This window comes from Akkermansiaceae bacterium (assembly GCA_017798145.1).
Lineage (GTDB): Bacteria > Verrucomicrobiota > Verrucomicrobiia > Verrucomicrobiales > Akkermansiaceae > Luteolibacter.
Map to the genome: position 1 here is coordinate 283,735 of CP059069.1, position 22,488 is coordinate 306,222.

19 protein-coding genes are annotated in these 22,488 nt (G+C 61.9%); 10 read left to right on the forward strand and 9 right to left on the reverse strand.

Annotated features, from left to right (window positions below; all coding sequences use genetic code 11):
- The first annotated feature begins 29 nt into the window (after positions 1–29).
- The 3 genes from HZ994_01260 to HZ994_01270 all read left to right on the forward strand — a co-directional run bounded on the left by HZ994_01260 (position 30) and on the right by HZ994_01270 (position 2,937).
- Positions 30–1,190, forward strand: a complete 1,161-nt coding sequence (locus tag HZ994_01260) for an aminotransferase class V-fold PLP-dependent enzyme (GenBank protein QTN31008.1) — start codon at positions 30–32, stop codon at positions 1,188–1,190.
- A gap of 140 nt (positions 1,191–1,330) precedes the next feature.
- Positions 1,331–1,945 (forward strand): hypothetical protein, encoded by a 615-nt coding sequence (locus HZ994_01265; GenBank protein QTN31009.1) that lies wholly within the window; start codon positions 1,331–1,333, stop codon positions 1,943–1,945.
- Positions 1,942–2,937: a hypothetical protein gene (locus tag HZ994_01270; protein QTN31010.1), complete on the forward strand. Its 996-nt coding sequence runs from the start codon at positions 1,942–1,944 to the stop codon at positions 2,935–2,937. The genes HZ994_01265 and HZ994_01270 overlap by 4 nt, the downstream gene beginning before the upstream one ends.
- A gap of 248 nt (positions 2,938–3,185) precedes the next feature.
- Here the strand turns inward: HZ994_01270 and HZ994_01275 are convergent, their stop codons facing one another.
- The gene (locus tag HZ994_01275) at positions 3,186–3,647 is read right to left on the reverse strand and encodes a RidA family protein (protein ID QTN31011.1); all 462 of its coding nucleotides are present in this window, start codon (positions 3,645–3,647) and stop codon (positions 3,186–3,188) included.
- A 104-nt stretch (positions 3,648–3,751) separates the two neighbouring features.
- On the opposite strand from HZ994_01275, the gene HZ994_01280 reads away from it, so the two are divergent.
- Entirely contained in the window at positions 3,752–4,912 is a 1,161-nt protein-coding gene (locus tag HZ994_01280) for a PQQ-dependent sugar dehydrogenase (GenBank protein ID QTN31012.1), read from the forward strand.
- A 7-nt stretch (positions 4,913–4,919) separates the two neighbouring features.
- Here HZ994_01280 and HZ994_01285 read toward each other — a convergent pair whose 3' ends face one another.
- From HZ994_01285 to HZ994_01310, 6 genes are read right to left on the reverse strand one after another with little or no spacing between them, the layout of a single operon-like run.
- Positions 4,920–6,188, reverse strand: coding sequence for a tetratricopeptide repeat protein (locus HZ994_01285; protein QTN31013.1), 1,269 nt, complete (start codon positions 6,186–6,188; stop codon positions 4,920–4,922).
- Positions 6,185–7,576, reverse strand: a complete 1,392-nt coding sequence (locus HZ994_01290; protein QTN31014.1) for an AAA family ATPase — start codon at positions 7,574–7,576, stop codon at positions 6,185–6,187. The genes HZ994_01285 and HZ994_01290 overlap by 4 nt, the downstream gene beginning before the upstream one ends.
- 42 nt (positions 7,577–7,618) lie before the next feature.
- Positions 7,619–8,926, reverse strand: a complete 1,308-nt coding sequence (locus HZ994_01295; GenBank protein QTN31015.1) for a bifunctional UDP-3-O-[3-hydroxymyristoyl] N-acetylglucosamine deacetylase/3-hydroxyacyl-ACP dehydratase — start codon at positions 8,924–8,926, stop codon at positions 7,619–7,621.
- Between the two features lie 27 nt (positions 8,927–8,953).
- Positions 8,954–10,792, reverse strand: coding sequence for a hypothetical protein (locus HZ994_01300; protein QTN31016.1), 1,839 nt, complete (start codon positions 10,790–10,792; stop codon positions 8,954–8,956).
- Between the two features lie 55 nt (positions 10,793–10,847).
- Entirely contained in the window at positions 10,848–12,143 is a 1,296-nt protein-coding gene (locus HZ994_01305; GenBank protein ID QTN31017.1) for a hypothetical protein, read from the reverse strand.
- Complete coding sequence (locus HZ994_01310; GenBank protein QTN31018.1) at positions 12,140–12,694, reverse strand: RsmD family RNA methyltransferase; 555 nt, start codon at positions 12,692–12,694, stop codon at positions 12,140–12,142. The genes HZ994_01305 and HZ994_01310 overlap by 4 nt, the downstream gene beginning before the upstream one ends.
- A gap of 86 nt (positions 12,695–12,780) precedes the next feature.
- Between HZ994_01310 and HZ994_01315 the strand changes: the two genes are divergently transcribed.
- From HZ994_01315 to ptsP, 4 genes are all read left to right on the forward strand, one after another.
- On the forward strand, positions 12,781–13,191 hold the full coding sequence (locus tag HZ994_01315; GenBank protein QTN31019.1) for a serine/threonine protein phosphatase: 411 nt from the start codon (positions 12,781–12,783) through the stop codon (positions 13,189–13,191).
- Positions 13,192–13,194: 3 nt separating this feature from the next.
- Entirely contained in the window at positions 13,195–14,004 is an 810-nt protein-coding gene (locus HZ994_01320; protein QTN31020.1) for a serine/threonine-protein phosphatase, read from the forward strand.
- Positions 14,005–14,143: 139 nt separating this feature from the next.
- On the forward strand, positions 14,144–15,169 hold the full coding sequence (locus tag HZ994_01325; GenBank protein ID QTN31021.1) for a glutamine synthetase beta-grasp domain-containing protein: 1,026 nt from the start codon (positions 14,144–14,146) through the stop codon (positions 15,167–15,169).
- Between the two features lie 137 nt (positions 15,170–15,306).
- Complete coding sequence (gene ptsP, locus HZ994_01330; protein QTN31022.1) at positions 15,307–17,067, forward strand: phosphoenolpyruvate--protein phosphotransferase; 1,761 nt, start codon at positions 15,307–15,309, stop codon at positions 17,065–17,067.
- Here ptsP and HZ994_01335 read toward each other — a convergent pair whose 3' ends face one another.
- Together HZ994_01335 and HZ994_01340 are read right to left on the reverse strand one after the other, a co-directional pair.
- Positions 17,068–17,241, reverse strand: coding sequence for a CPXCG motif-containing cysteine-rich protein (locus HZ994_01335; GenBank protein QTN31023.1), 174 nt, complete (start codon positions 17,239–17,241; stop codon positions 17,068–17,070).
- Positions 17,242–17,253: 12 nt separating this feature from the next.
- Positions 17,254–17,613, reverse strand: a complete 360-nt coding sequence (locus HZ994_01340) for a hypothetical protein (GenBank protein ID QTN31024.1) — start codon at positions 17,611–17,613, stop codon at positions 17,254–17,256.
- Positions 17,614–17,718: 105 nt separating this feature from the next.
- Between HZ994_01340 and HZ994_01345 the strand changes: the two genes are divergently transcribed.
- Both HZ994_01345 and HZ994_01350 read left to right on the forward strand, forming a co-directional pair.
- A complete protein-coding gene (locus HZ994_01345; protein QTN31025.1) occupies positions 17,719–19,290 on the forward strand; it encodes a hypothetical protein in 1,572 nt (523 codons plus the stop codon).
- A gap of 131 nt (positions 19,291–19,421) precedes the next feature.
- Positions 19,422–22,475, forward strand: coding sequence for a c-type cytochrome (locus HZ994_01350; protein QTN31026.1), 3,054 nt, complete (start codon positions 19,422–19,424; stop codon positions 22,473–22,475).
- Positions 22,476–22,488: the final 13 nt, after the last annotated feature.

Here is a 22,488-nt window from a genome sequence, read left to right on the forward strand (position 1 = left end):
TCGGGCCGGAACGGTAGAAGTATCAGGCCGTGATCGATCTCGATGCAAACGCGACCACGGCCATGCTTCCCGAAGTTCTGGACGCGATGCTGCCTTGGCTTTCCGGGAACCATGCAAATCCATCCGGAAGCTACCGTGCCGCGAAGCTTGCCCGGGCCGCCATCGACACGGCGCGCGGGCACGTCGCAGCTCTCATCGGGGCGGATGCCGGGGAAATCGCATTCACCGGCTCAGGCACCGAGAGTGTCAACACCGCCCTGCATTCCCTCGACAATCTGGCGGGCCATGGCAAGGCCGCCGTGTCAGCCATCGAGCACAGCGCGGTGCTGCGCCATGTGGAAAAGCAGGGCAGGGGAGTCCACCTGCTTCCTGTCGGTGTTGGCGGGAGGGTCGATCCGGATTCGCTGCGCACGGCGTGCGCCGGGCTGGCCTATCTCTCCATCATGTCCGCAAACAACGAGACCGGAGTCATCCAGCCGCTCGGAGAGTTGTCGTCCATCGCGCGCGGACTAGGCCTTCCGATCCATACGGATGCGATCCAGGCGATCGGCAAAATCCCTTTCGATGTCCGCACCACAGCCGTTGACATGCTCTCCCTCTCCGCACACAAGTTCCACGGGCCGAAGGGGATCGGTGCCCTTTACATCCGGAATGGCCTGGATTTTTCACCCCTGCTCCTCGGTGGGGGGCAGGAAAACGGACGCCGCAGCGGCACCGAGAATGTGGCGGCCATCGTTGCCATGGGCGAGGCGGCGCGCCTGGCGACCCTGGGTCTGGGAGATGGCATCTCTGAACGGATCCGCGGCATGAGGGATTCCTTTGAAAATGAAATCCTTGCAGCCGTCACCGGAGTGACTCTGAACGGCGATCCGCAAAACCGCCTTCCCAACACCTCTCACATTTCCTTCGAAGGCTGCGACGCGGCGGGTCTGCTCATCCTACTTGATGAGGCCGGGGTGGCCTGCTCAGCCGGCTCCGCCTGCATGACAGGAAAACAGAAACCATCCCACGTCCAGCTAGCCATGGGCATCCCGGAGCAGCGGGCGAAAACCAGCCTGCGTTTTTCGTTTTCCCGCCTGAACACCGCGGAAGAGTCCGCCGCCGCCGCCGCGAAAGTCATAGCTGCAGTCGGAAAGCTCCGCCGCGTCCAGGGAAACGGGATCGGACCGGTGGCGGTGTATTCCGGGTGATAAGGATTTTCGTAATATCACCGGAAACGAAGTGACTAGGAATCTGTTTACAAGATTCCCCCCTTTTGGGTACACACAGGGCGCTACCTCAGCCGAGTTCCGGACACCCTCTTGGAATCACCCCCCACGCAGAGCTTGCCATGTCACCCACACCACCCACCCTTAATCCGTCCCAGACGGTGGAGCGCATCCGCGAGATCATCGTCGGCCGCCATTTGGAGCGTCTCGAAGGCCGCATATCCCGCCTCGAGTCCGCCCCTTCCGTCATGCCACGCTCGGTGAATCCCGAGCAGTTCGAAGACAGGCTGCTTGTGACCGAAGCCCGTGTCGAAGCCCTGCAGGATCATGTCCATCGCATTGAGAACAGCCGCGGCGACCTTGAGGCGACCGCCGCCATGCAGCGCCAGGAAGCGCAGCGGCTTGCATTCCAGATTCAGGAAATCGCCCGTGAAAAGTCCGCCGCCACCACCCTTCCGGCGGTGGAGAACCTTGAGCGGAAGCTCGGAGCTTGGCTCGTTGAGTGGCAGAAATCCATCAACGCCCGCCTCGAAAGCCACGACCGCCAGCTTGCCGAGGGCCTGCGTGCGGAACTCGCCGCGATCAAGGACGGCTTCGAAAGGCGTTTTTCCGAGCTTGAGGCCAAGTCTGGGTGCCTGGGCTCTGTCGAGGAAAGATTCGCAAGGATCGCCGCCGCCGCCCGCGCGCTAGCCGAAAGCGCAGCTTCCTTTTCAAATCCCATCCCGCCCAAGGCATGAGCGGCAGGCATTTCAGCCCCATACCAAGTGCCGCCGCTCCCGGTGGCGACGGCGGATTCCAGAACATGCCGCAGTTCCGCTCCGCCCTGCCGGTTTCCTCGGACGAAGTGCCCAAAAGCTGGTTCCGCCCGCTCATGGTGCTTCCAGCCGTCCCCGCCGCCCGCGCCTACGCGGATCCATCATACACGCCGCCACTGGCGAAATCCATCGGGCATCTACCGGTCCAGCACTCCGCAGCCACTCCGCCCAAGCCGGTTCTCCTGCCGGAAATCGTCCTGCCCCCGGAAGCCCCGTCCGCCGACGATTACCCGTTCAAGGCCGCCCCGGACTACAGCGACGAGGATCTGACGGAAGCCTTCGCACCCATCGTGCAGGCCGCCGTCCGCCATGCCATCTATCAGAGCGAAGGCAGCAGGATGGATGCCTTCCTTGAGCCAATGCTCCGCGCCACCGTCCGCCGCGCCCTTGCGGAATACAGCCCCGCCTCGCGCCCCTTCCAGGCTCCGGGCTTCATGGATCGAACCGTCTGGAGGCTCCAGGCGCTTTTCTCCAGCCGCTCCTTCGAGGATGTGCTTTTCGAAAAAACCAACCGCTTCCAGGTCGAGGAGGTCTTCCTTTTCGATTCGGAGACCCTCGCCTTGATCTCCTTCGCAAGCTGCGACCCCGCCCGACATTCCTCCGCCAAGCGCGTCGAGGGCGCGGCCCACAGGATCGCCATCCAGGTCCGCGATGACGCGGGCGCCATCCGCCGCTCCTTCGAGCAGGCGGACGGGCGCAACGTCATCGCCGAAGTCGGCAAGCACGTGCTGCTTGTCGCAATAGTCCGCGGCAAGCCCAACGAACTCATGCTCGCCGACCTAGGTTTTTCCCTGCACCGCATCGAGGATCATTTCCGAGAGCGCTTCGAGCAGGCCGGTTCCGCCCTCATGCACGCCCTCCAGCCCTTCCTTGAGGATTGTCTCCTCATACAGGCTCCGGCCAGCGCGGCCTGATCTTTTTGCCTGCATGTTCCGCAATCATTCGGATGAAAGGGCAGTTGAGCGCTGCGCTGCGCAAGGATCCAGGGCTTTCTCAGAGACTTTCTGAAAAACGGTTCACACGCGGCTAACCTCCTAAGCTTCCGCTTTGCCATTGGGACACGGATCAAGCTCCGGGACTGGATCAACCAGCCGAACGTGCTTTCCACGACCCATCGTTTCTGAAAGAGCCGCACTCGTTGCGGGATATTTCCTGAAACGAATCAGGCAACTTCGACGACGAGGTTGATCTCCACGGAAACATCCAGCGGCAATGCCGCGACGCCAAGCGCGGTGCGGGAGTGCTTGCCGCGCTCGCCGAAGATTTCCACCAAAAGTTCGGACGCCCCGTTGATCACGGTGGGATGTCCCGTGAAGTCGGGTTCCGAGTTCACGAAGCCATTGAGGGTGACGATCTGCTTCACGTTGTCCAGCGAGCCGATCGCCTCCTTGATCACCGCCAGCCGGTTGAGGATGGCGATGCGGGATCCCTCGACCGCCTTCTCCACCGGGCAGGCGGAGGGGACTTTCCCGAGGATCTTGGCATCACCGTCGATGGGGAGACCGCCTGAGAGGAACAGGAGGTTTCCGGTGCGCACCCAGTTCACGTAGGCGGCGATGGGCTGGGGCACTTCCGGCAGTTTCAGTCCGAGCGATTCGATCTTGGCGAGGGTCTTGTCTTGCATGTGCGGGAAAGGTGCGGAGCGAGGCGGAACGGGTCACGAAAAATCCGCCCTGCATTGAAATCCGTATCTTGCCTATGGGAAAAACGGGGATAGAATGCGAATGCATGTATTCAGCAACAGCATTTTCCATCCTGCCCATCGCCCTTGCATCAAGCCTCCACGCGGGGATAGGAACCGAAGTGGTTTACAAAGGCCTCGAACGCCCGGTCTGGGCCGGTGCCCCCGCCTCCGTGAAAGGTAAGCTCTGGGTCATGGAGCAGGCCGGCACCGTCTGGATCATCGACCTGGCGACGGGGGAAAAATCCAAGGAGCCTTTCCTGGATATCAGGGACAAGGTCACGCGCAAGAGCAACGAACAGGGATTGCTTGGCCTGGCTTTCGCCCCGGATTTCGGGAAATCCGGCAGATACTACATCAACTACAACGAGCTGGGCGGCGACTCGCGCATCGTGCGCTATGTCACCAAGGACGGTGCCACGACCGATCCGGAATCCGGCGAAATCATCCTCGAATACAAGCAGCCTTTCGGAAACCACAACGGCGGCTGGCTCGATTTCGGCCACGACGGATTCCTCTACATCGCTACCGGGGACGGCGGTGCGGCGAATGATCCGAAGAACCTCGCCCAGGATCTAACCAGCCACCTGGGCAAGCTCCTGCGCCTCGATGTCTCCGGCGAGAAAGGCTACAAAGTGCCGAAGGACAATGCCTTCGCGGGGAAAAGAGGTGCCCTTCCAGAGATCCATGCCATCGGCCTGCGCAACCCATGGCGCTGCTCCTTTGATCGCCAGACCGGTGATTTCTGGATCGGCGATGTCGGCCAGAACCATTGGGAGGAAATCAACTTCGTGGAGAACGGCAAAGCGGGTGGCATGAACTTCGGATGGAGGCTCCGCGAGGGCGAGATCGAGACGCCCAAGAAGGAGGTGGGTGGGAAGAAACCCAATGCCAATGTCGAGCCGGTATATGTCTACAAGCACGGCAGCGGCCCGAGCGAAGGCCTCTCGGTGACGGGCGGCTACGTGTATCGCGGCTCCAAGGTTCCTGATCTGATAGGCCGCTACGTGTTCGCGGATTACCAGAATCCCCGGATTTGGTCGCTTGTCGAAAAGGATGGGAGCGTTTCCGGTTTCACCGATCACACCAGCGAACTTCAGCCTGAGGGCGGCCGCATCAACCTCATCTCCTCCTTCGGCGAGGACGCCGAGGGCGAGCTTTACATCACCGATCTGAGCGGTCCGGTGTATCGGGTGGTGGAGAAGTGATTCAGCCCTATCCGCGTGTGCGGAGCGAGCGGGCCATGCCGAGCCATGATGCGCCTGCGCATAGCACGATCATGGTGGTGAAAAGATTCCCGGCACGGTGCTTCATCAGGCCGTTTTCCGGGTGAGCAATCACTTCCGCAGTGAGTCCTGCCCCGGCGATGAATATGGCGGCGGTGATCAGCGCAAAGACGGCGGTGCCTTTGCGGGATGGGTTGGTGAAAACCATGGATGCCGGGATCGCGGCGGCCAGCAGGGCGCAGCCGGCTGCGGCGAGCGGCATCATGGGCATGGTGAAGCCCACAAGGACGGAGCTTGTCCCACCGAAAAAAAGCGCGGCGATGGCCATCCCTTCGATCTTTTCCATGCGATCCAGCGACATCCTCGCGACAGGATCCCGGAGCAGGAAAAAATTTGCGAGCCCGCTGCTCAGCCAGCTGCCGAAGACGAAAAGATAGTAGGCGAAGACCACAAGGACCACGAGCAGCGGATGGATGCCTGCGGCCAGGGTGCGCAGCACGCGGAAGCCGATGATGAGGGAAATGATGATCAGGGTGCGGTTGCTCTCGCTGAATTTCTGAAGGAAAAACGACCATTTCAGGAACAGCCGGAAAAAGGCGGAGCGTGCGCGGAACGATTCCTTGAGGCCTTCGCGGGCGTATCCCATCTCCGGATCGATGCGGAGCGACTCGCGGAATTTTTCCTCGGCTCCCTTGATGTCGCCGCGTTGGAGGGCCGCCCAGCCGGCGGTGGCGAAGGAGAAGGCGTTCTCCGGATCGCGGGCGAGGCGGCGGGAGGATTCCTCCTCGGATTCGTCGAGGCGGTTCTGCATGCGCAGGACGTGGGCGAGGAGGTTTGACCCCATCTCATCGTCCGGGTCGATCTCAAGCGCCTTGCGCGCGGCTTCCTCGGCATCCTTCCAGCGGGTGAGGTCGATGAGGGCGACGCATTTGGAATTCCACGCGTAATCGGAATCCGGTTCCAGGGCGATGGCGGACTCGGCGAGAGCAAGGGCTTCCTTGGCCTTGTTCAGGTGGGTGAGGATGCGGGACTGGAGGGCGAGGGGAAAGGCGAGTCCTGGCAGCAGGCCGGTGGCGGAACGGGCATCGCCGAGGGCGAGCTTCATCTGGCCGGGGATCTCCATGCGGTTGAGCGCAAGCTCGATGAAGGCGGCGGGATCCTCCGGGTGGTGCGCGAGGTGGGACAAGAGGATGGCGACGGCTTCCTCATGGCGGCCGCGCTCACGCAGGAGCTGTGCGCGGGTGAATGCGGCGCTCATTTCTTCAGGCCGAGGTAGGTGAGGATGTCATCGTAGAATCCGCTCTGGTTTGCATAGAGCGCGTGGTTCTTGGCGCTCTCGAACCATTTTTTCGTGGAAGGCTTCACATCCTTCGCCGCCTTGGCGAGCATCTTGCCGGTCACGGGGACGATGCCGCCTTTCCTCATGGCCTCCGCGATGGCGGCTTCCGTGGCCTGATCGAAGACCGCCTTCATGTCTGCGCCGGAAAATCCCTCGGTGCGCTTGGCGATGTCCGCCGGATCGAAGTCCGCCAGCGGCCTGTTGCGGGCATGGATTTTCGCAATCTCCTCGCGTGCCTTGAGATCCGGCGGTGGGACGAAAATGATGCGGTCGAAGCGGCCGGGGCGGAGGAAGGCGCCATCGAGTTGCCACGGGGCGTTGGTCGCACCGAGGATGAGCAGATCGTCGTTCTGCGCCTGTGCGCCATCCAGCTCGGAGAGGAACTGGTTGATGAGGGTGCGGCCTGCGGATTGGCGCATGTCGCGGCGGTCTGCGGCGAGGGCGTCCGTCTCATCGAAGAAAAGCACGGCTGGCGTGGACTTGCGGGCCAGCTCGAAGATCTTGTGGAGCTTCTGCTCGGACTCGCCGATGTACATGTCTAGGATCTGGTGGAGGCCGACGGAGAGGAAGGTGGATTCGATCTCACCGGCGGTGGCCTGCGCCATCATCGTCTTCCCGCAGCCGGGTGGGCCGTAGAGCAAAACCCCGCCCCCGGCTTTCTTTCCGTATGCGGCAAAGAGCTCCGGGTTTTTCAAGGGGTGGATGATCTTCATCCGGATATCATCCTTCACTTTTTCCATGCCTCCGACGTCCGCGAACCTGGTGTCCGTCCTCACCCGGAACTCGACCCCGAGATCCAGCGCGGCGGCGGCGTCCAGACCCTCGAAGGGGAAATCGTCATCGTCATCGAAATCATCGTTGTCCTCGAAATCGTGGATATCTCCGTTGGAGGCCATCACGCCGCGCTTCTGGCCGGGGCTGGAGAGGATTTTTTCCAGCAGTTCGTCGTCCGCCACGGAGCGATCCAGCCCGACGGCCTTGTCGTAGAATTTGCGGGCGGCGGCGGCATCCTTCTCGCCGAGCGACATGCTCGCGCGGAGCATCCAGGCCGGTGCGAAATGCGGCTTGCGGGAGCAGAGATCCTCCAGCCTTACGATGGCCTCGGAGCTTTTTCCCGTCATCTCGAGGACGCGTGCGATGCCTAGCAGCGCCTCGCTGTTGTCGGGATCGAGGACGAGCACGCGATCATACAGATCCCGTGCGCGGAAAAAACCGAAGTGGTACTCCTCCGCCTTCGCGACCATGAGGATGAGCGGGACGTTGTCCGGCGAAGCGGCGAGCGCCGCGTGAAGTCCTTCAAGATCCATGCGAGGTATGACAAATGAATTTCCGGGCTCGGGCAAGCCCGGCTAGCGGTCGAAGAGGGCGAACTTGAGATCCGCTTCGGAGACGACCTCGCCGTTGACGAGGCAGCGGCAGGAGGTTTGGCCGATGTTTCCGCGCACCTTGGTCGTTTTCGCCTCGGTGATGAGGGTGTCCCCGGGCATGACCGGCTTGCGCCACTTGACGTTGTCGGCGGACAGGAAGTAACCGATTTTCCCGAGATTCTCGGGCTTGCGGAGCATGAGGATGGAGGAAACCTGGGCCATGCCCTCAAGCTGGAGCACGCCCGGCATGATGGGATGGCCGGGGAAGTGGCCTTGGAAAAACGGCTCGTTGATCGAGACGTTCTTGAGCGCGGTGCAGGAGCTTTCGCCGAAGTCGATCACCCGATCCACCATCAGGAAAGGGTAGCGGTGGGGGAGGATGCGCATGACCTCGTTGACATCGAGGACGCTCTCCCCATCCGGGATGGTGATGGGGGATGGCACCATCGCCTTCATCCGCTCGTATTCCTTCTTGAGCGTGGAGGCCATCTTCGTGTTCGGGCCGTGGCCGGGCTTGACGGCGATGACGTGGCCGAGGATACGCTTGCCGGAGAGCATGAGATCGCCGATCAGGTCGAGCGCCTTGTGGCGGGCGAACTCGTTGGGGTAGCGGACGGGTTCCTTGGACATCACCTCGTTTCCGCGGATGACGACGGCGCTTTCGAGCGAGCCGCCCTTGATCAGGCCTTTCTCTAACAAGGGTTTCACATCCTCGTAGTAGACGAAGGTGCGGGCGGGTGCGATTTCCGTCTCGTAGGTCTCCGGCGATATCTCGGAGGAAAAGTATTGGGTGAATCGGCCTTCGGGGCCGACGTTGGTGACGGAGACGCGGAAGGTCTTGCTGGGGACGATGGTGATGATGGTGCCGTCGCCCATTTCCTGGTGGATGGGCTCGCGGATCTCCCAGACCTTGCGCGGGGCTTCCTGCTGGGCGATGCCGGCCTGCTTGATGAGCTCCACGAAGGGACGGGAGGAGCCGTCGCCGATTGGAGGCTCGTTGGCATCCATCTCGATGAGGGCGTTGTCGATGCCCATGCCGGTCAGGGCGGAGAGGACGTGCTCGACGGTGTGAACCTTGACCGAGCCCTCGGCCAGGGTGGTGGCGCGCTCGACGGTCTGGACCTTATCGACATCCGCATTGATGAAGGGCTGGTCGGGGAGATCGACGCGGCGGAACTTGAAACCGTGGTTCTCGGGGGCGGGCTTGAGGGTGAGCGAGACTTTCGATCCGGTGTGGAGCGAGGTTCCTTCGAGGGTGGCGGAGCCGGCGAGGGTCTGTTGTTTGGACATGAAAGTTAGTTTTCTTGGCGAAAGTGTTCAGTTTTCAGGGGAAGATTTCTCTTCGGGGGGAGCCGATTGATCGGAGGCGGGCTCTTCGGTTTGCTCCGGCGTGGGTTCCGGCGGTGTTGCCCCGGATTCCGGCGCGGATGGGGCCGCTTCGCAGCTTGGCTCTCCTGAAGCGGGTTCGGATGGGTTTTCTTCGCCGGGCACCGGGATGATTTCGGGCTCGTTGGCGTGCTTGTCTTCAGGAGCCTTTTTGTTGTCTTTCGGCTTCTTGGGTTTCTTGGGTTCCTGGGGTTTTGGGACTTCCTGAACGGAGAGGGTGTCGTCGGTGTAGAGGAGGATGTGGCCTTGCTGGAGGAGCCAGAAAAGGTCAGCGGCGTATTCGGCGGGCGGTGCGGTGGCACCTTCCGGGAGGCAGGCTTTCCAGAGGCCTTCGAGTTTCGCGGGCGGGTTCTCACGGATCCATTTGACCATTTCGGCGGGCCGCTGGGCGAGCACCGCATCGGCGGCAAGCGGCTTGGGTCGGGCCGGGCCGGTGAAGAGTTTGCCTTTGCGCTTGAAGACCGGCATGTGCTCGGCCTCGAGGATCTGGCAGATGATGGGGATGAGGATGGCGGGGTGCTTGCGGTGGTGGTTGCCGGTGCCTTTGAGGCGGACAAGCAGCCCGGGGGAAAGGTTTTTTCCGGAAATGGCGGCGGAAACCTTGGTCTTGCGGGTGATGTGGAAGGCTTTTTCCAAAACCTCGGCGGCGAGGGCTCGCTCGAATTCGGCGCGGTCGGTGAACCATTTGATCCTGTCATCGGCGGCGGGCTCGGCGGTGGCTTCGCTGGGTTCGGATGCATCGCCTGGAATTTCTTCCTGTTCGGGGATCTCTTCGTTTTCCTCAGGGGGCGTGGAGGTATCGGATTCCGCTACAGGTTCTCCGGCGGTGGCTTCTTCGACCGCTTCTTCGACCGGGGCTTCCTCCACCGCTGGGGCTTCCTGCTCGGCCTTGGGCTGTTCGGCGGATGGCGGAGCCTGGGGCAGGCGGGTGGAATCCGCCGCCACCGCCGCGGATTCCTCGTCGGAAAGGATGCGCCAGCGGGTTTGGGTTTTCATGGAGTCCAGCCATGCGTTGACGGCTTCCTCGCCGCGCTCGGTGCGGACTTTTGCCTGATAGGCTGCGAAGGGCATGTTGGGGAAGCGCTCGCGATGGATGCGGCGGATCTCTGTCTGGTAGGCATGGAAGTTCGGCGGGCCGAGCCACTCGCCGGAAATGCCGCAGCGGGCGACGGACTGGAAGTTCCCTTTCGGTGGATCGATCTCGATGGTGGATTCCTCGATGAAACGGTTGCGCCAGGGGGCTTCGAGGAGATGGCGCAGCGCTTCCTCTTTCGTCAGGTAGATGGCTTCATCGATCTTGCAGCGGAAGAAAGGGTCTTTCCGTTCGGATATCTCAAAGGTGGCGCGCAGGCGGGAGCGCTCTGCGAGGATGATTTCGGCGACATCGAAGAGCGGATAGACGCGCGCGACCTGGTGGACTTCCTTGATGATGAGCTGGATCGCAGTTTTGTCCGGGGCCAGTGTCACGGTGACTCCCTCGGCGGGCGGGATTTCCTCCCGCTGGAAGTCCGGCCGTCCGCCGCGGCCTCCCTTTTCGGAATCACGCCGTCCGCCGCCGCTGCGCTGCCCTCCTCCGCGCCTGTCGTCGCGGCTGCCACCGCCGCCACGCTGACCGTCCCTGCGCTCGCCGCCACCGCGCGGCTTGAACTCGCGCTCGGCGGCGTGCTTGAATTTTTTCTCTACCGGTTCGGATTTCGCCCGCGCCCAGGCGGGGCCTAGGGCGAAATTTGAAAGAAGTCCTTCGAGGGGATTGGGAGGGGTGTCGCTCACGGGCGGGAGGATATGGGGTTGGATGGGAAAAGACAAACTCGGTTTGTGCGCGGATTCAGGCATGCCCTGAGATGGGATGCAAGACCCGGAGATGGCGGTTTGTCGCGCCCTCGTGGCGGGCGAGGACGATGGAGGCCTTTTCCACAAGCTCATTGGCGGCAGTGGGATCGAGGGCGGTGCGTATTGTCCTCACGATGGAGTCTTTGTCATCGGCCGAGAGGGCGGCGCCCGCAGATACCAGGTGGCCAGCGAGTGGCTGGAAATTCTCCATGTGCGGGCCGAGAATGAGCGGCTTGTGTGCGATGATTGCCTCGGCGGGGTTCTGGCCGCCAATGGAGAGGAAGGATTTCCCGATGATGACGGCATCCGCATGGGTCATCCAAGTGGCGAGCTCGCCGGTGGAGTCGATGACGAAAGCCTGGCGGGTTCCCTGGGCGGGAGGGATCTTCCCCCATGAGCTGCGCAGGCTTACGGAAAAACCGGCGGCGGCGAGATCTGCGGCGACTTCCGCGCGCCTCTCCGCATGGCGGGGGACGATGACGGCAAGGGCGTTATCATCGGCGGCAAGAATGGCTCCGGCGAGGAGGGTTTCCTCTCCGGGAAAGGTGCTGGCTGCCAGGACGATGGGGCGGCCTGGGCCGAAGGAGGCGAGCATTTCCGCAAAAGCCGGGTCGGGAGTGGGAGGCGCGGAAGATCGCGGGTCGAACTTGATGCTGCCGGTCAGGTGGATGTTTTCCGGGTTTATCCCAAGCGCTTGCCACAGGCTGCGGTGCTCCTCTTCCTGGATGCAAACGGCGGATAGGCGGGAAAAAAACGGGCGGAGCAGGGGTGCGAGCTTGAGGAAGCGCTTCGCGGATCGGGGTGAGGTGCGGGCGTTGGCGAGTGAGACGGGGATGTTGCGGCGCTCCGCAGAGATGAGCAGTCCCGGCCAGATCTCGCCCTCGATGAGGACGATGGACGATGGCTCGAAGCGCGATAGATAGCTGCGTATCATCCACGGGAAATCGAGCGGGCAATAGGTGACGCGCAGGTCCGGAAGATTGGCGGCGGTGGCCGCGTCGTGCCCGGTGGAGGTGCCGGTGGCGAGGACGAAACGGCTGCCGGGGTGTGCCGTGAGCCATGCCCGGACTAGCTTGAGGGCGAGCATCGTCTCTCCGACGCTGACGGCGTGGAGGTGAATCGCTCCGCAGGGCTCGAATTCCTTTTCGGTCAGATAGATGCCGATGCGCTCGTTCAGAGCGGTTCCGAAGCCACCCCGGCGCAGCATTTTCAGGATCCATCCGGGAAATGCCACGAGGAAAAGCAAGGGCAGCAGGAGCCGGTAGATGATGAGGACGAGGTGCTCTTTCATGCTTCCGGGTGGGTGAGAATGAGGATGGCGCTGGAGCCGTATTCGCGGCGGGCGAGCAAGCGGAAATGCGGGGATGGGGGAGTCGGTTGGGCGGAGGAAATCTCTGCGACGAGGTGGCCGCCGGGGGCGAGGCGGTCGGGGAGCTCCGGCAATTCCAGGAGTTTTGCGACGAGATCCGTATCGCCGTAGCCCTTCCAGTAGGGCGGATCGGCGAGGATGAGATCGTAGGTGGCGGGATCGCGCTTCAGGAAATGGAAGGCCTCCGCCTTGGCCGTTCGCCCGCCTTCGAGCCGGGCTTTCCTCAGGTTCTCCTCCGTCACGGAAACTGCCTGTCTGTGCTCGTCCACAAACACGCAGGACGCCGCGCCCCGGCTGAGCGCCTCAAGCCCCAGCGCGCCGGAACCGCAGAAGAGATCCAGCACGCGGGCACCGCCCACCGTTTCCCCGAGGATGGAAAAGATCGCCTGGCGGACGAAATCGGTGGTCGGCCGTGCGACCGCCGAGGGCACCTTGATGGCGGTGCGCCCGGCTTTTCCCGCGATGATCCTCATGTGGGCGCAAACTTCATTTTTCAGGTTTCAAACTTCAAGGAAGAACCGTTGCAGACTTCCGGGCAGGCGGTGTAGGGTCTGCGGAGATGTCTGATGAACCTATCAAGGACGGCCTGAGATCCGTCGTGAGGATCGACTTCTACGGCAACGTCCACAAGCGGATGCGGGGAAGCGATGTTGCGGAGCGCTATGCGCAGGAGGTCGCGGTGCTCAAGGTCCTGGAGGAAAGGGGCTGCCCGTATGTGCCGAGGATCCTTGAAGAGCATCCGGAGGAATATTATTTCGTCTCCACCAATTGCGGTAGGCCGGCGCCGCAGGTGACGAAAAAGAAAGCCGACAGCCTGTTCGCCGCGCTGGAGAAGGACTACGGGGTGCGCCATCTCGATGCCGAGCCGCGCAACATCACCTACTCCGACAAGATGGGCCGCTTTTGCATCATCGATTTCGAGCTTGCGGAGATTTTGCCGGATCCCCATTCATCATCGGAAAAACACTGAGCCGTGGGACAGGTCTGCCAGATCGAGTGGGCGGGAGCCACACGCAGCGGGTCGCGCAAGGAGCGAAATGACGACTCGTGGATCGTTTTCTCGGCCGATGCCAAGGGGTCTAGGCAGCTTGCGGAAAGCGGGAAGATGTCGATCTCCGACCAGGACCTGGTGTTCGCGGTTTCCGACGGGATGGGCGGGGGGAATGCGGGGCACTTGGCCTCCGCGCTGCTCCTGGAAAGGATGGCCGAACTGATCCCCGAGACTTTCAAGTCCGCCGCGATGGGTTTTTTCCCGGACTCGATGTCCTATCTGGAGCAGCTAATCAAGGATGTGCACGAGCATATCAATGAGGCTGCCCTCGCTTCCGTGGACTGCGGGGGCATGGCGGCTACCTTGGCGCTCGCGTGGTTTTCCCCGGAGAACATGTATCTCGCCAATGTCGGCGATTCGCGGATTTACCGCTGCCGCGACGGCAAGACGGAACAGCTCAGCAAGGATCACACCTCTGCCTGGGGGCAGTTGGCGCGGGGCGAGATTTCGGAGTTCGAATACCGCAAACATCCGAGGCGGGCCGCGCTCTATCGGGTGATCGGCGGCGGAAAGCCGGGTGGTGCCCCGCACTTCGCCGCCGTCCAATACCAGCCGGGCGACCGTTTCATGGTCTGTTCGGATGGCCTGATCGACGGCCTGTGGGAAAGGCACATCAGGGATGCTCTTGCGGACGGTGGGGCGCCCGCGGAGTGCTGTGAAAAGCTGCTGCAACGCGCCATGGAAAACGCGGGCAGGGACGACACCACTCTGATTGTCATCCATGTCTCGTGAGTTTCACGCCCGCGGCCGGAATTGCGCAGAATGGCACGCAATTTGCTTTTATTTGGCTTGTCGGTGAAGCTGGCGGATGATTTTTTGTCCGTGCCTCACCGCAAAACCAATCGCTAACCCGAAATAGAAACCGAACAACATGTCTAAAGAAAAATACGTATTGGAGTACCTCTGGCTCGACGGATACACCCCTGTCCCGAATATCCGCGGTAAATCCCAGGTGAAAGAGTTTTCCGCTTTCCCAACCCTCGAAGAACTTCCTCTCTGGGGCTTCGACGGCAGCTCGACGCGCCAGGCTCCCGGCGGCAGCTCCGACTGCATGCTCAAGCCCGTCGCCGTCTTTCCTGATTGCACCCGCAAGAACGGCGTGATCGTGATGTGCGAGGTGGTGATGCCGGACGGGGAGACCCCGCACCCCTCCAACGCACGTGCCACCATCCTCGACGACGAAACCGCATGGTTCGGCTTCGAGCAGGAATACTTCCTTGTCAAGGATGGCCTCCCGCTCGGTTTCCCCACAGGCGGCTACCCGAATCCGCAGGGTGAATACTATTGCGGTGTCGGCTACGCCAATGTCGGCGGCATCGCTCGCTCCATCGTCAACGAGCACCTCGACATCTGCCTCGCAGCAGGCATCAACCACGAGGGCATCAACGCAGAGGTCGCCAAAGGCCAGTGGGAATTCCAGATTTTCGGAAAAGGCTCCAAGAAAGCCGCCGACCAGATCTGGGTCGCCCGTTACCTCCTCCAGCGCCTCTGCGAGGAATACGGGGTCGACGTGGAATACCACTGCAAGCCGATCCAGGGCGACTGGAACGGCTCCGGTATGCACGCGAACTTCTCCACCGCATACATGCGCGAAAAAGGCGGCAAGGATTACTTCCTCGCCCTCATGGCCCAGTTCGAGAAAAACTGCGAGGAACACATCGCCGTTTACGGCCCGGACAACCACCTGCGCCTCACCGGCCTGCACGAGACGCAATCCATCGACCAGTTCTCGTGGGGTGTTGCTGACCGTGGTGCCTCGATCCGTGTCCCGCACAGCTTCGTCAAGGGCGACAAGTACCAGGGCTACCTGGAAGACCGTCGTCCCAACTCGCAGGGAGACCCCTACCAGATCGCTTCGCGCATCCTCAAGACGATCTCCGAGGTCCCGACCCCCTGATCGGCCTTCCGGTAGATTGTTTCTGCCATTCCAGGAAACCGTCTTCCCTATCAGGGGAGGCGGTTTTGCTTTGTGCGGACTGGGTTTTCAGAAACCTTGCATCACCTCGGGAAAATGTTCAGCGTTTTGGGGCAGAGATGGGAGAAATGGAGAAGGAAATCACATACATGGGCATACCGGCATCGCCCGGCATCGCCATCGGCCCCATCCATGTGGTTGCGCGCGGCTTTTCCGCTCCGGAAATCTATGTGATCTCCGAGGAGGAGATCGGCGATGAGCAAGCCCGCTTCGAGGATGCGGTGGCGCTCACCAAGAAACAGCTCACGGAACTCCAGGAGCGGCTCGAATCCCTGGCGGGGAATTCCGAGAGCGAGATCTTCGAGGCGCACGTGATGTTGCTGGAGGACAAGGCCTTGCTGAGCCGGGTGGAGAAAGCCATCGCCACCCGGCTGCAGAACGCGGAATATGCATTCTATGCGGTGATGCAGAATTTCCTGGAGGCCATGCGCCGCATCCCTGACCCATACCTACGCGAGCGCACGGCGGACATCGAGGATGTCTGCCAGCGGGTGCTGCGGAATTTCAAGGTCGATGAGGATTCCGACCACAGCGAGCCGGACGAAAAGCACATCCTGCTGGCCTACGACCTTTCACCATCGGACACCGTTTCGATGAACCGGAGACACCTCCTCGGCTTCGCCACCGAGCAGGGCAGCGTCAACTCCCATACCGCCATCCTCGCCCGCTCCTTCGGCATCCCAGCGGTCGTCGGGCTTGGCGCTTCCGTCATCCAGGTCACGGCACTGACCCCGGCTCTCATCGATGGCTATTCGGGAAAGCTCATCCTCAATCCCAGCGAGGAAACTTTGGGCAGATACGTCGCCTTCATGGCGGAAAAGGAAAAGCAGCGCACCGAGCTGGACGCCAAGCGCGACGAGGCCACGGAGACCATCGACGGGCGCAAGGTCACCCTTTCCGCGAACATCGAATTCCTCGAAGAGCTTCACCAGGTGAAGCGCAGCGGCGCGAAGGGAGTGGGCCTCTACCGCACCGAGTTCCTGCTCCTCAACGGCAGCGAAATGCCTGACGAGGCGGAGCAGGAAGCCGCCTACACCCGTGTGGCCAGGGAGGTTGCGCCCGACATGGTCATCGTCCGCACGCTGGATGCCGGCGGCGACAAGCTCCCTGTGGAGCCGCTCACCGAGCCGGAGCCGAACCCATTCCTCGGATGGCGCGGGATCCGCGTATCCCTCTCCCGCCCCGCCATGTTCCGGGATCAGCTCCGCGCCATCCTGCGCGCCAGCCATCATGGCAAGACCGCGATCATGTTCCCGCTCGTCTCCGGCCTGACGGAACTCCTAGAGGCGAAGGAAATCCTCAAACGCTGCATGGATGACCTGGATGCCGAGGGCATACCCTTCAACCATCAGATCCCGGTCGGCGTGATGATCGAGGTGCCATCCGCCGCTGTCTGCGCGGATTTGCTCGCTCCCCATGCCGATTTCTTCTCCATCGGGACTAACGACCTGATCCAATACACCGTTGCGGTGGACAGGGTGAACCCACACGTCGCAAACCTCTACAAACCAACCCATCCGGCAGTCATCCGGCTCATCAAGAGCACCGTTGATGCCGGTGCCGGGCAGGGTATCTGGACAGGTGTCTGCGGGGAGATGGCAGGCGATATCCGCCTCACCCCGCTCCTCGTCGGACTCGGGGTTTCCGAACTTTCGGTCTCCCCAAAAAACCTCCCGAAAGTGGGCCAGGTGATCCGCTCGCTCGATTTCGCACAGTGCCAGGACGCCGCCGTGGAAGCCCTCCGGCAGACGAATTCCAAGAGCGTCATGGAAGTGACCCTGTCCGTCGCCAGGCAGCGCTATCCGGATCTGCTGGACTGATCAGTCCGCCAGCCCCTGCGCGTAAATGTCCTCCGCCGAGTTCAGTATGATGACCATGGGCCGGCAGCACACCTCGCAGTCGTAATCGTATTCCGCAGGCATTTCTGAATCCGTCGGGACGGCGATCTCGAAGGTCTCGAAACATGTCGGGCAGGTGACAGGGAAGGTGTCCATGGCAAGTGGCGCTCAAGGGGCTGGCAGGCGGACCAAGCCATCTGCGATGATGATTTTGCGCTCGTCGAGCATGGCTACGACCACCGATTTCCCGATGGCCTTCGCCTCGTCGCCGTAGCACCCGCCGGTGATGTCCTCCACCAGCGTGGCAATGGCCAGGGGTTCCCTGGCCAGAGCGGAGTAGATGAGCAGCGCGAAGTGGCCATAGTCCTTTTCTTTCCTCGGCGCAGCCCACAGCGCCGCGGAAATCAGGCAGGCGGATGCCACCATGGAAAATCCTATTGATACGGCACCGTTATCCCTCGATTCCAAGACGATCACAAACCCGGCAAGGGCGATGAACAAACCAGAAGCTACCAAGAACCCTTTCATAATGATCTCATTGGTAGTTAGCTTACGCCGGTTCGTGCCACAAGCATCATTCTCCGGACTTCTTCCATCCTTGCGGAACAACTGCACAGGGCTACCTTACCAGGCATGAGCCGCCGTTCTAGGAGGAAAAAGGGAGCCGGGAAAAGCCCATGGCTCGGCAAGCTGCTGATCGTCATGGGCGGATTGCTCATCCTTGCGGCAGGCTTCGGCTACTTCGGCCTCCGCTCTTACCTGCATAGCGAAGGTTTCCGGAAATTTCTTTCCGCAGAGGTCAGCCGGTTGACGAAGATGGAGGGTTCCTTCGATCCGTTCAAGTGGGACGGCCTTGCGGTGGAGACTCCCGGTTTCCGTGCCAGCGGCAGCGGGGTGATGGCATCCGTCGAGGCGGATGGCATCGATACTGAGGTGGGCTTCGGCGGCGTTGGCCGGGGAGTCTGGGAAATCAAGGCCACACGCATCTCCCGGCTCGGGATCGGGCTGGATCTGAAGAAAAAGGATGAGCCGCCTCCCACCGCTCCGGCCGCCCACAAGGAGCAGGTCATGAGAAAACAGCCGGGCTGGGTGCCCCAGGAAGTGGAGATCGAGTCCCTTGAAATCGGTGACATCGCCGTCCGTGCGAAGATGGAATCCGGCGAGGTCATCGCCAAGGGCTTGTCTCTCTCGGCGACTCCGGACACCGGGAAAAACACTTTCAAGGGGGAGATCGGCGGCGGGACGATTGCAACACCTTTCGGGTTCGTGCCGGAACTCAGGGTGAAGCGCATCGTCGGTGCCTACCGGGACGGCAGCGCATTCATCACCGAGGCGGAGCTGGGTGCCTGGGAGAATGGCCGCATCCAGTCCTTCGGGGAATGGGACTCGCGCAGCGGCCGATATTCCTTCGAGGGCGATCTGCAGGGCGTGAAATGCGCGGAGCTTCTCAGCGAGAACTGGGCGCGACGGCTGACCGGCGATGTCTCCTCCACCTTCTCCATCGACAACCTCCGCGGCTCCATGGCCATGGCCGGCGAGCTCCGCGTCCTCAACGGCACGCTCACCGCACTGCCCATGCTCGATTCGCTGGCCGCCTACGCCGATACCCGCCGCTTCCGCATCCTCCAACTCAACGAGGCGCGCACGAAATGGCGTTGGACGGAAGACGAGATCCTCCTGACCGATATCGCCATGGGCAGCGAGGGGCTGATACGCATCGAGGGCAGCCTGTCCATACGCGGCAATGCCATCGACGGGCGCTTCCGCCTCGGCCTGGTGCCGGGCACCCTTTCGGCCATTCCCGGAGCGGAAAACAAGGTTTTCCTCCCGGGCACCCACGGCCTTCTCTGGGCGCCTTTGCATGTCACGGGCACTTTGGAGGATCCCCAGGAAGACCTTACCGGGCGTCTCATTGAGGCCGCAGGCATGAGGATGTTCGAGAAGCTCCCGGAGACCGGCGAGACAGTACTTCGTTTCACGAAAAAGGCCATTGGCGAGGATCCCGGAGGAGCCATCGGCAAGGGGCTTGAACTCTTGGAAAAAAGCGGAACCGCCATCGATAAGGGTCGCGATATCATCAGGCAAGGCGAGGACGTCATCGATGCCGCCGGGGGTGTTCTCGACGGTGTGATCGGCAGCGGTTTCCTGCTGCCCAAGCTGCCGCGTGAAAATCCGCAAGACATCCCCATCCCGCAGGGCGAGTGATGGCTTCAGGGGCTTTTTTGGCCAGATCTGACAGGGGCTTCCGGCAGGCACAGTAAAAGATTGCGCTTGCGGGCTACCCGGCGAAAGTTTGCCCTGCAAGCGGCATATACAATCTAATCGGCGGAGTCATCATGGGAAAACAGGAATTGGTAAAAAACGCGGCATTGCATGTCGGTTTGGCATTGGTGTTCACAGGCTTTGCAAGCGCCTTGCCCGAGGGGTGGAAGATCACCGAATTCGCATCCCCGCCGGAAGCCGAATACCCCACCGCGATCTCCGCCGCCGCCAACGGCGACATCTACATCTCCGCGGATCGCAACGGCTCGCTGGGCCACAGCCCGGATTTCGGAAAGATCGTCCGTGCCACCGACAAGGACGGCGATGGCAAGGCGGACGAGTTCCAGGACTTCGTGCCGCACGTCACAAGCCCACGCGGCGGCCATTACATCAATGGGACGTTCTACCTGATCCACCCGCCTTACCTGAGCGCTTACCGCGATACCAACGGCGATGGCGTGGCCGATGAGAACAAGGTGCTGGTGAAAGGCTTCGGCTGGGGCATCGAGCACCCGCGCGGCGCAGACCACACCACCAACGGCGTCCGAATGGGCATCGACGGATGGCTCTACGTGGCCGTCGGCGATTTCGGGATGCCGGATGCCGTCGGCGCGGATGGCACCCGCGTCACCCTATGGGGTGGCGGGGTCGCAAGGGTGCGTCCCGATGGCTCGGAGCTGGAGATCTATTCCTACAACCTCCGCAACATCTGCGATATCGCCATCACCCCCACGCTGGACATGTTTTCCCGCGACAACACCAACGACGGCAAGGGCTGGAACACGCGTTTCCACCACTACGTCCCGATGGGCGACCACGGGTACCCTAGGCTCTATCAGAAATTCGCCAACGAGACGGTGCAGGCCCTCAAGGACTACGGCGGAGGCTCCGGCACCGGAGCCCTTGCCCTCGACGAGCCGGGCTTCCCTGCGGAATACAAGAACGCCATCTTCACCTGCGATTGGACCACCGGGAACATCTACCGCCATCCCATGAAACCCATGGAGGCGACCTTCCAGGTGGAACAGGAAATTTTCCACCCGCTGACCCGCGCCGTCGACATCGATGTCGACGGCTCGTCCCGTCTCTATCTGGCCGACTGGCGCAACGGCCGCTTCAACTACGATGCGAAACAGAAGGTCGGCATGATCCATCAGGTGCTGCCCCCAGGCTGGGAGAAAAGGGATTTTCCCGATCTGAAAAAAATGGCCGATGCGGAACTCGCCGATCAGATCGGTTCCGATAGCGCGGTGATGCGGCTTGAGGCGCAGCGGGAAATGATTTCCCGTGGCGGAAAAAATGTCTTTGCCGATAAAATGCTCGCGCTGGCAAAGGATGGCACCGCCGGCATCGCCAAGCGCGTCGCGGCCATCTTCACCTACAAGCAGATCTTTGGCGAGGCAGCGAACCAAGAACTGAACAAGCTTGCGGGAGGTGATGCCTCCATCCGCGAGTTCGTCCTCCGCGCCCTTGCCGATCGCAAGACCCAGCTCAAGGGTGTGGATCACTCGAACTTTGCCCTTATGCTCAAGCACGAGGATCCGCGAGTCCGCCTCCAGGCAATCAACGGCCTCGCCCGCCTCGGTGCCAAGGAATCCGCGCCCGCCATCCTCAAGGCGATGGACGGCATGAACCTCGATTCTGGCAAAATCGATGAGGCCGAGCGCAGGGTCGTCCCGCATGTCGCGGTCAAAGCCCTTGCCGACCTCAAGGCGGTGGAGGCTTGTCTTGCCGCCGTCAAAAGCGGCACCGGGCGTGAACTCGCATTCCGCGCCCTCCAGGAAATGCACATCGACGAGGCCGTCGATGGCCTGATCTCCATCGCGGAGTCCAACCAGGACGCCGAAACCACTGAGGGAGCCTTGCTCACCATCGCGAGGCTCCATTTCAAGGAAGCGAAATGGGATCTCAACGAATGGTGGTCCACCCGCCCCGATGACCGCGGCCCCTACTACAAGCCGACCGCGTGGGAGGCCACCCCGAGGATCCGTGCCGCCATCGAGGCGAATTTCCCGAAAGTGCCGGAGGCTCGCCGCGGAATTTTCATCTCCAAGCTGGCCGACAACCGCATCCCCGTCAGCGAGCTCAAGCTCCCCGGGCTCGATCCCGTGGTCCTCGCACTCTCCGTCCAGCAGCCCGATGATTCCATCCTTGCCCTGCTCTCTGGCGCAGCCGCCGATCCCAAGCGCGATTGGGAGCAGCGCCTCCTCGCCTATCAGGCGATCAACCGTGCGGAGCCCAAGAAAGCGGTGCCGATGATGGTCAAGACGCTTGCCGCATGGGTCGAGGCGAAGGAACCCAACGCAGGATCCCGGATCACCGATTTCGTCAACGAGACCCGCCGCTTCACGGAAATCAACATCCTCAACAACATCGCCAAGAAGGGCAGCGATACCGAAAGCATGATTGCCTGGAAGGCGATGCTCACCGTCCTCAACAGCCCGCTCGTCAAGGACCAGAACAAGGAGGAGACCAAAAAACTCCTCGCCAAGAAACCGATGGAGGTCGGGCTTTTCCTCGCCATCGAGGACATGAAGCTCACCGGCTTCGATACCCAGATCGAGGCCGGCATCGCCAGCGACAACGAGAAGACCATCGCCGCCGCCAAGCGCGCCAGGGAAGCCGCCTCATCCAAGGTAGGTGACGGCCGCAAGGTCGGCGAAATGGACATCAAGGAAGTCGCGCAGCTCGCCATGAAGAACAAGGGCGACGCCGCCAACGGCGAGCGGCTCTACCTCTCGCAGGGCTGCATTGCCTGCCATGCCATCGACCTCAAGGCCGCGCAGAAAGGCCCGTATCTCGGTGCTGCGGGCGCGAAGTTCGAGCGGGATTACCTGATCCAGTCCATCCTCGATCCGAACGCCGTCGTCGCCCAGGGCTTCCAGACCTCCGTCTTCACGATGAACGATGGCAAAGCCGCCATGGGCTTCGTCACCGGCGAGGAGGACGGCATCGTAGAGGTCCGCGACATCGCCGGCCAGGTCTCCACCCTCAAGCGCTCCGAGGTGAAGGAGGAAAAACACCTCCCGCAATCGATGATGCCGCCCGGCCTCGCCAATCCCTTGACGGTCTCCGATTTCACCGATCTCGTCGAATACCTCGTCTCCCTGAGAAACGTCGGCGGCTAATGCGGAAAGCCGT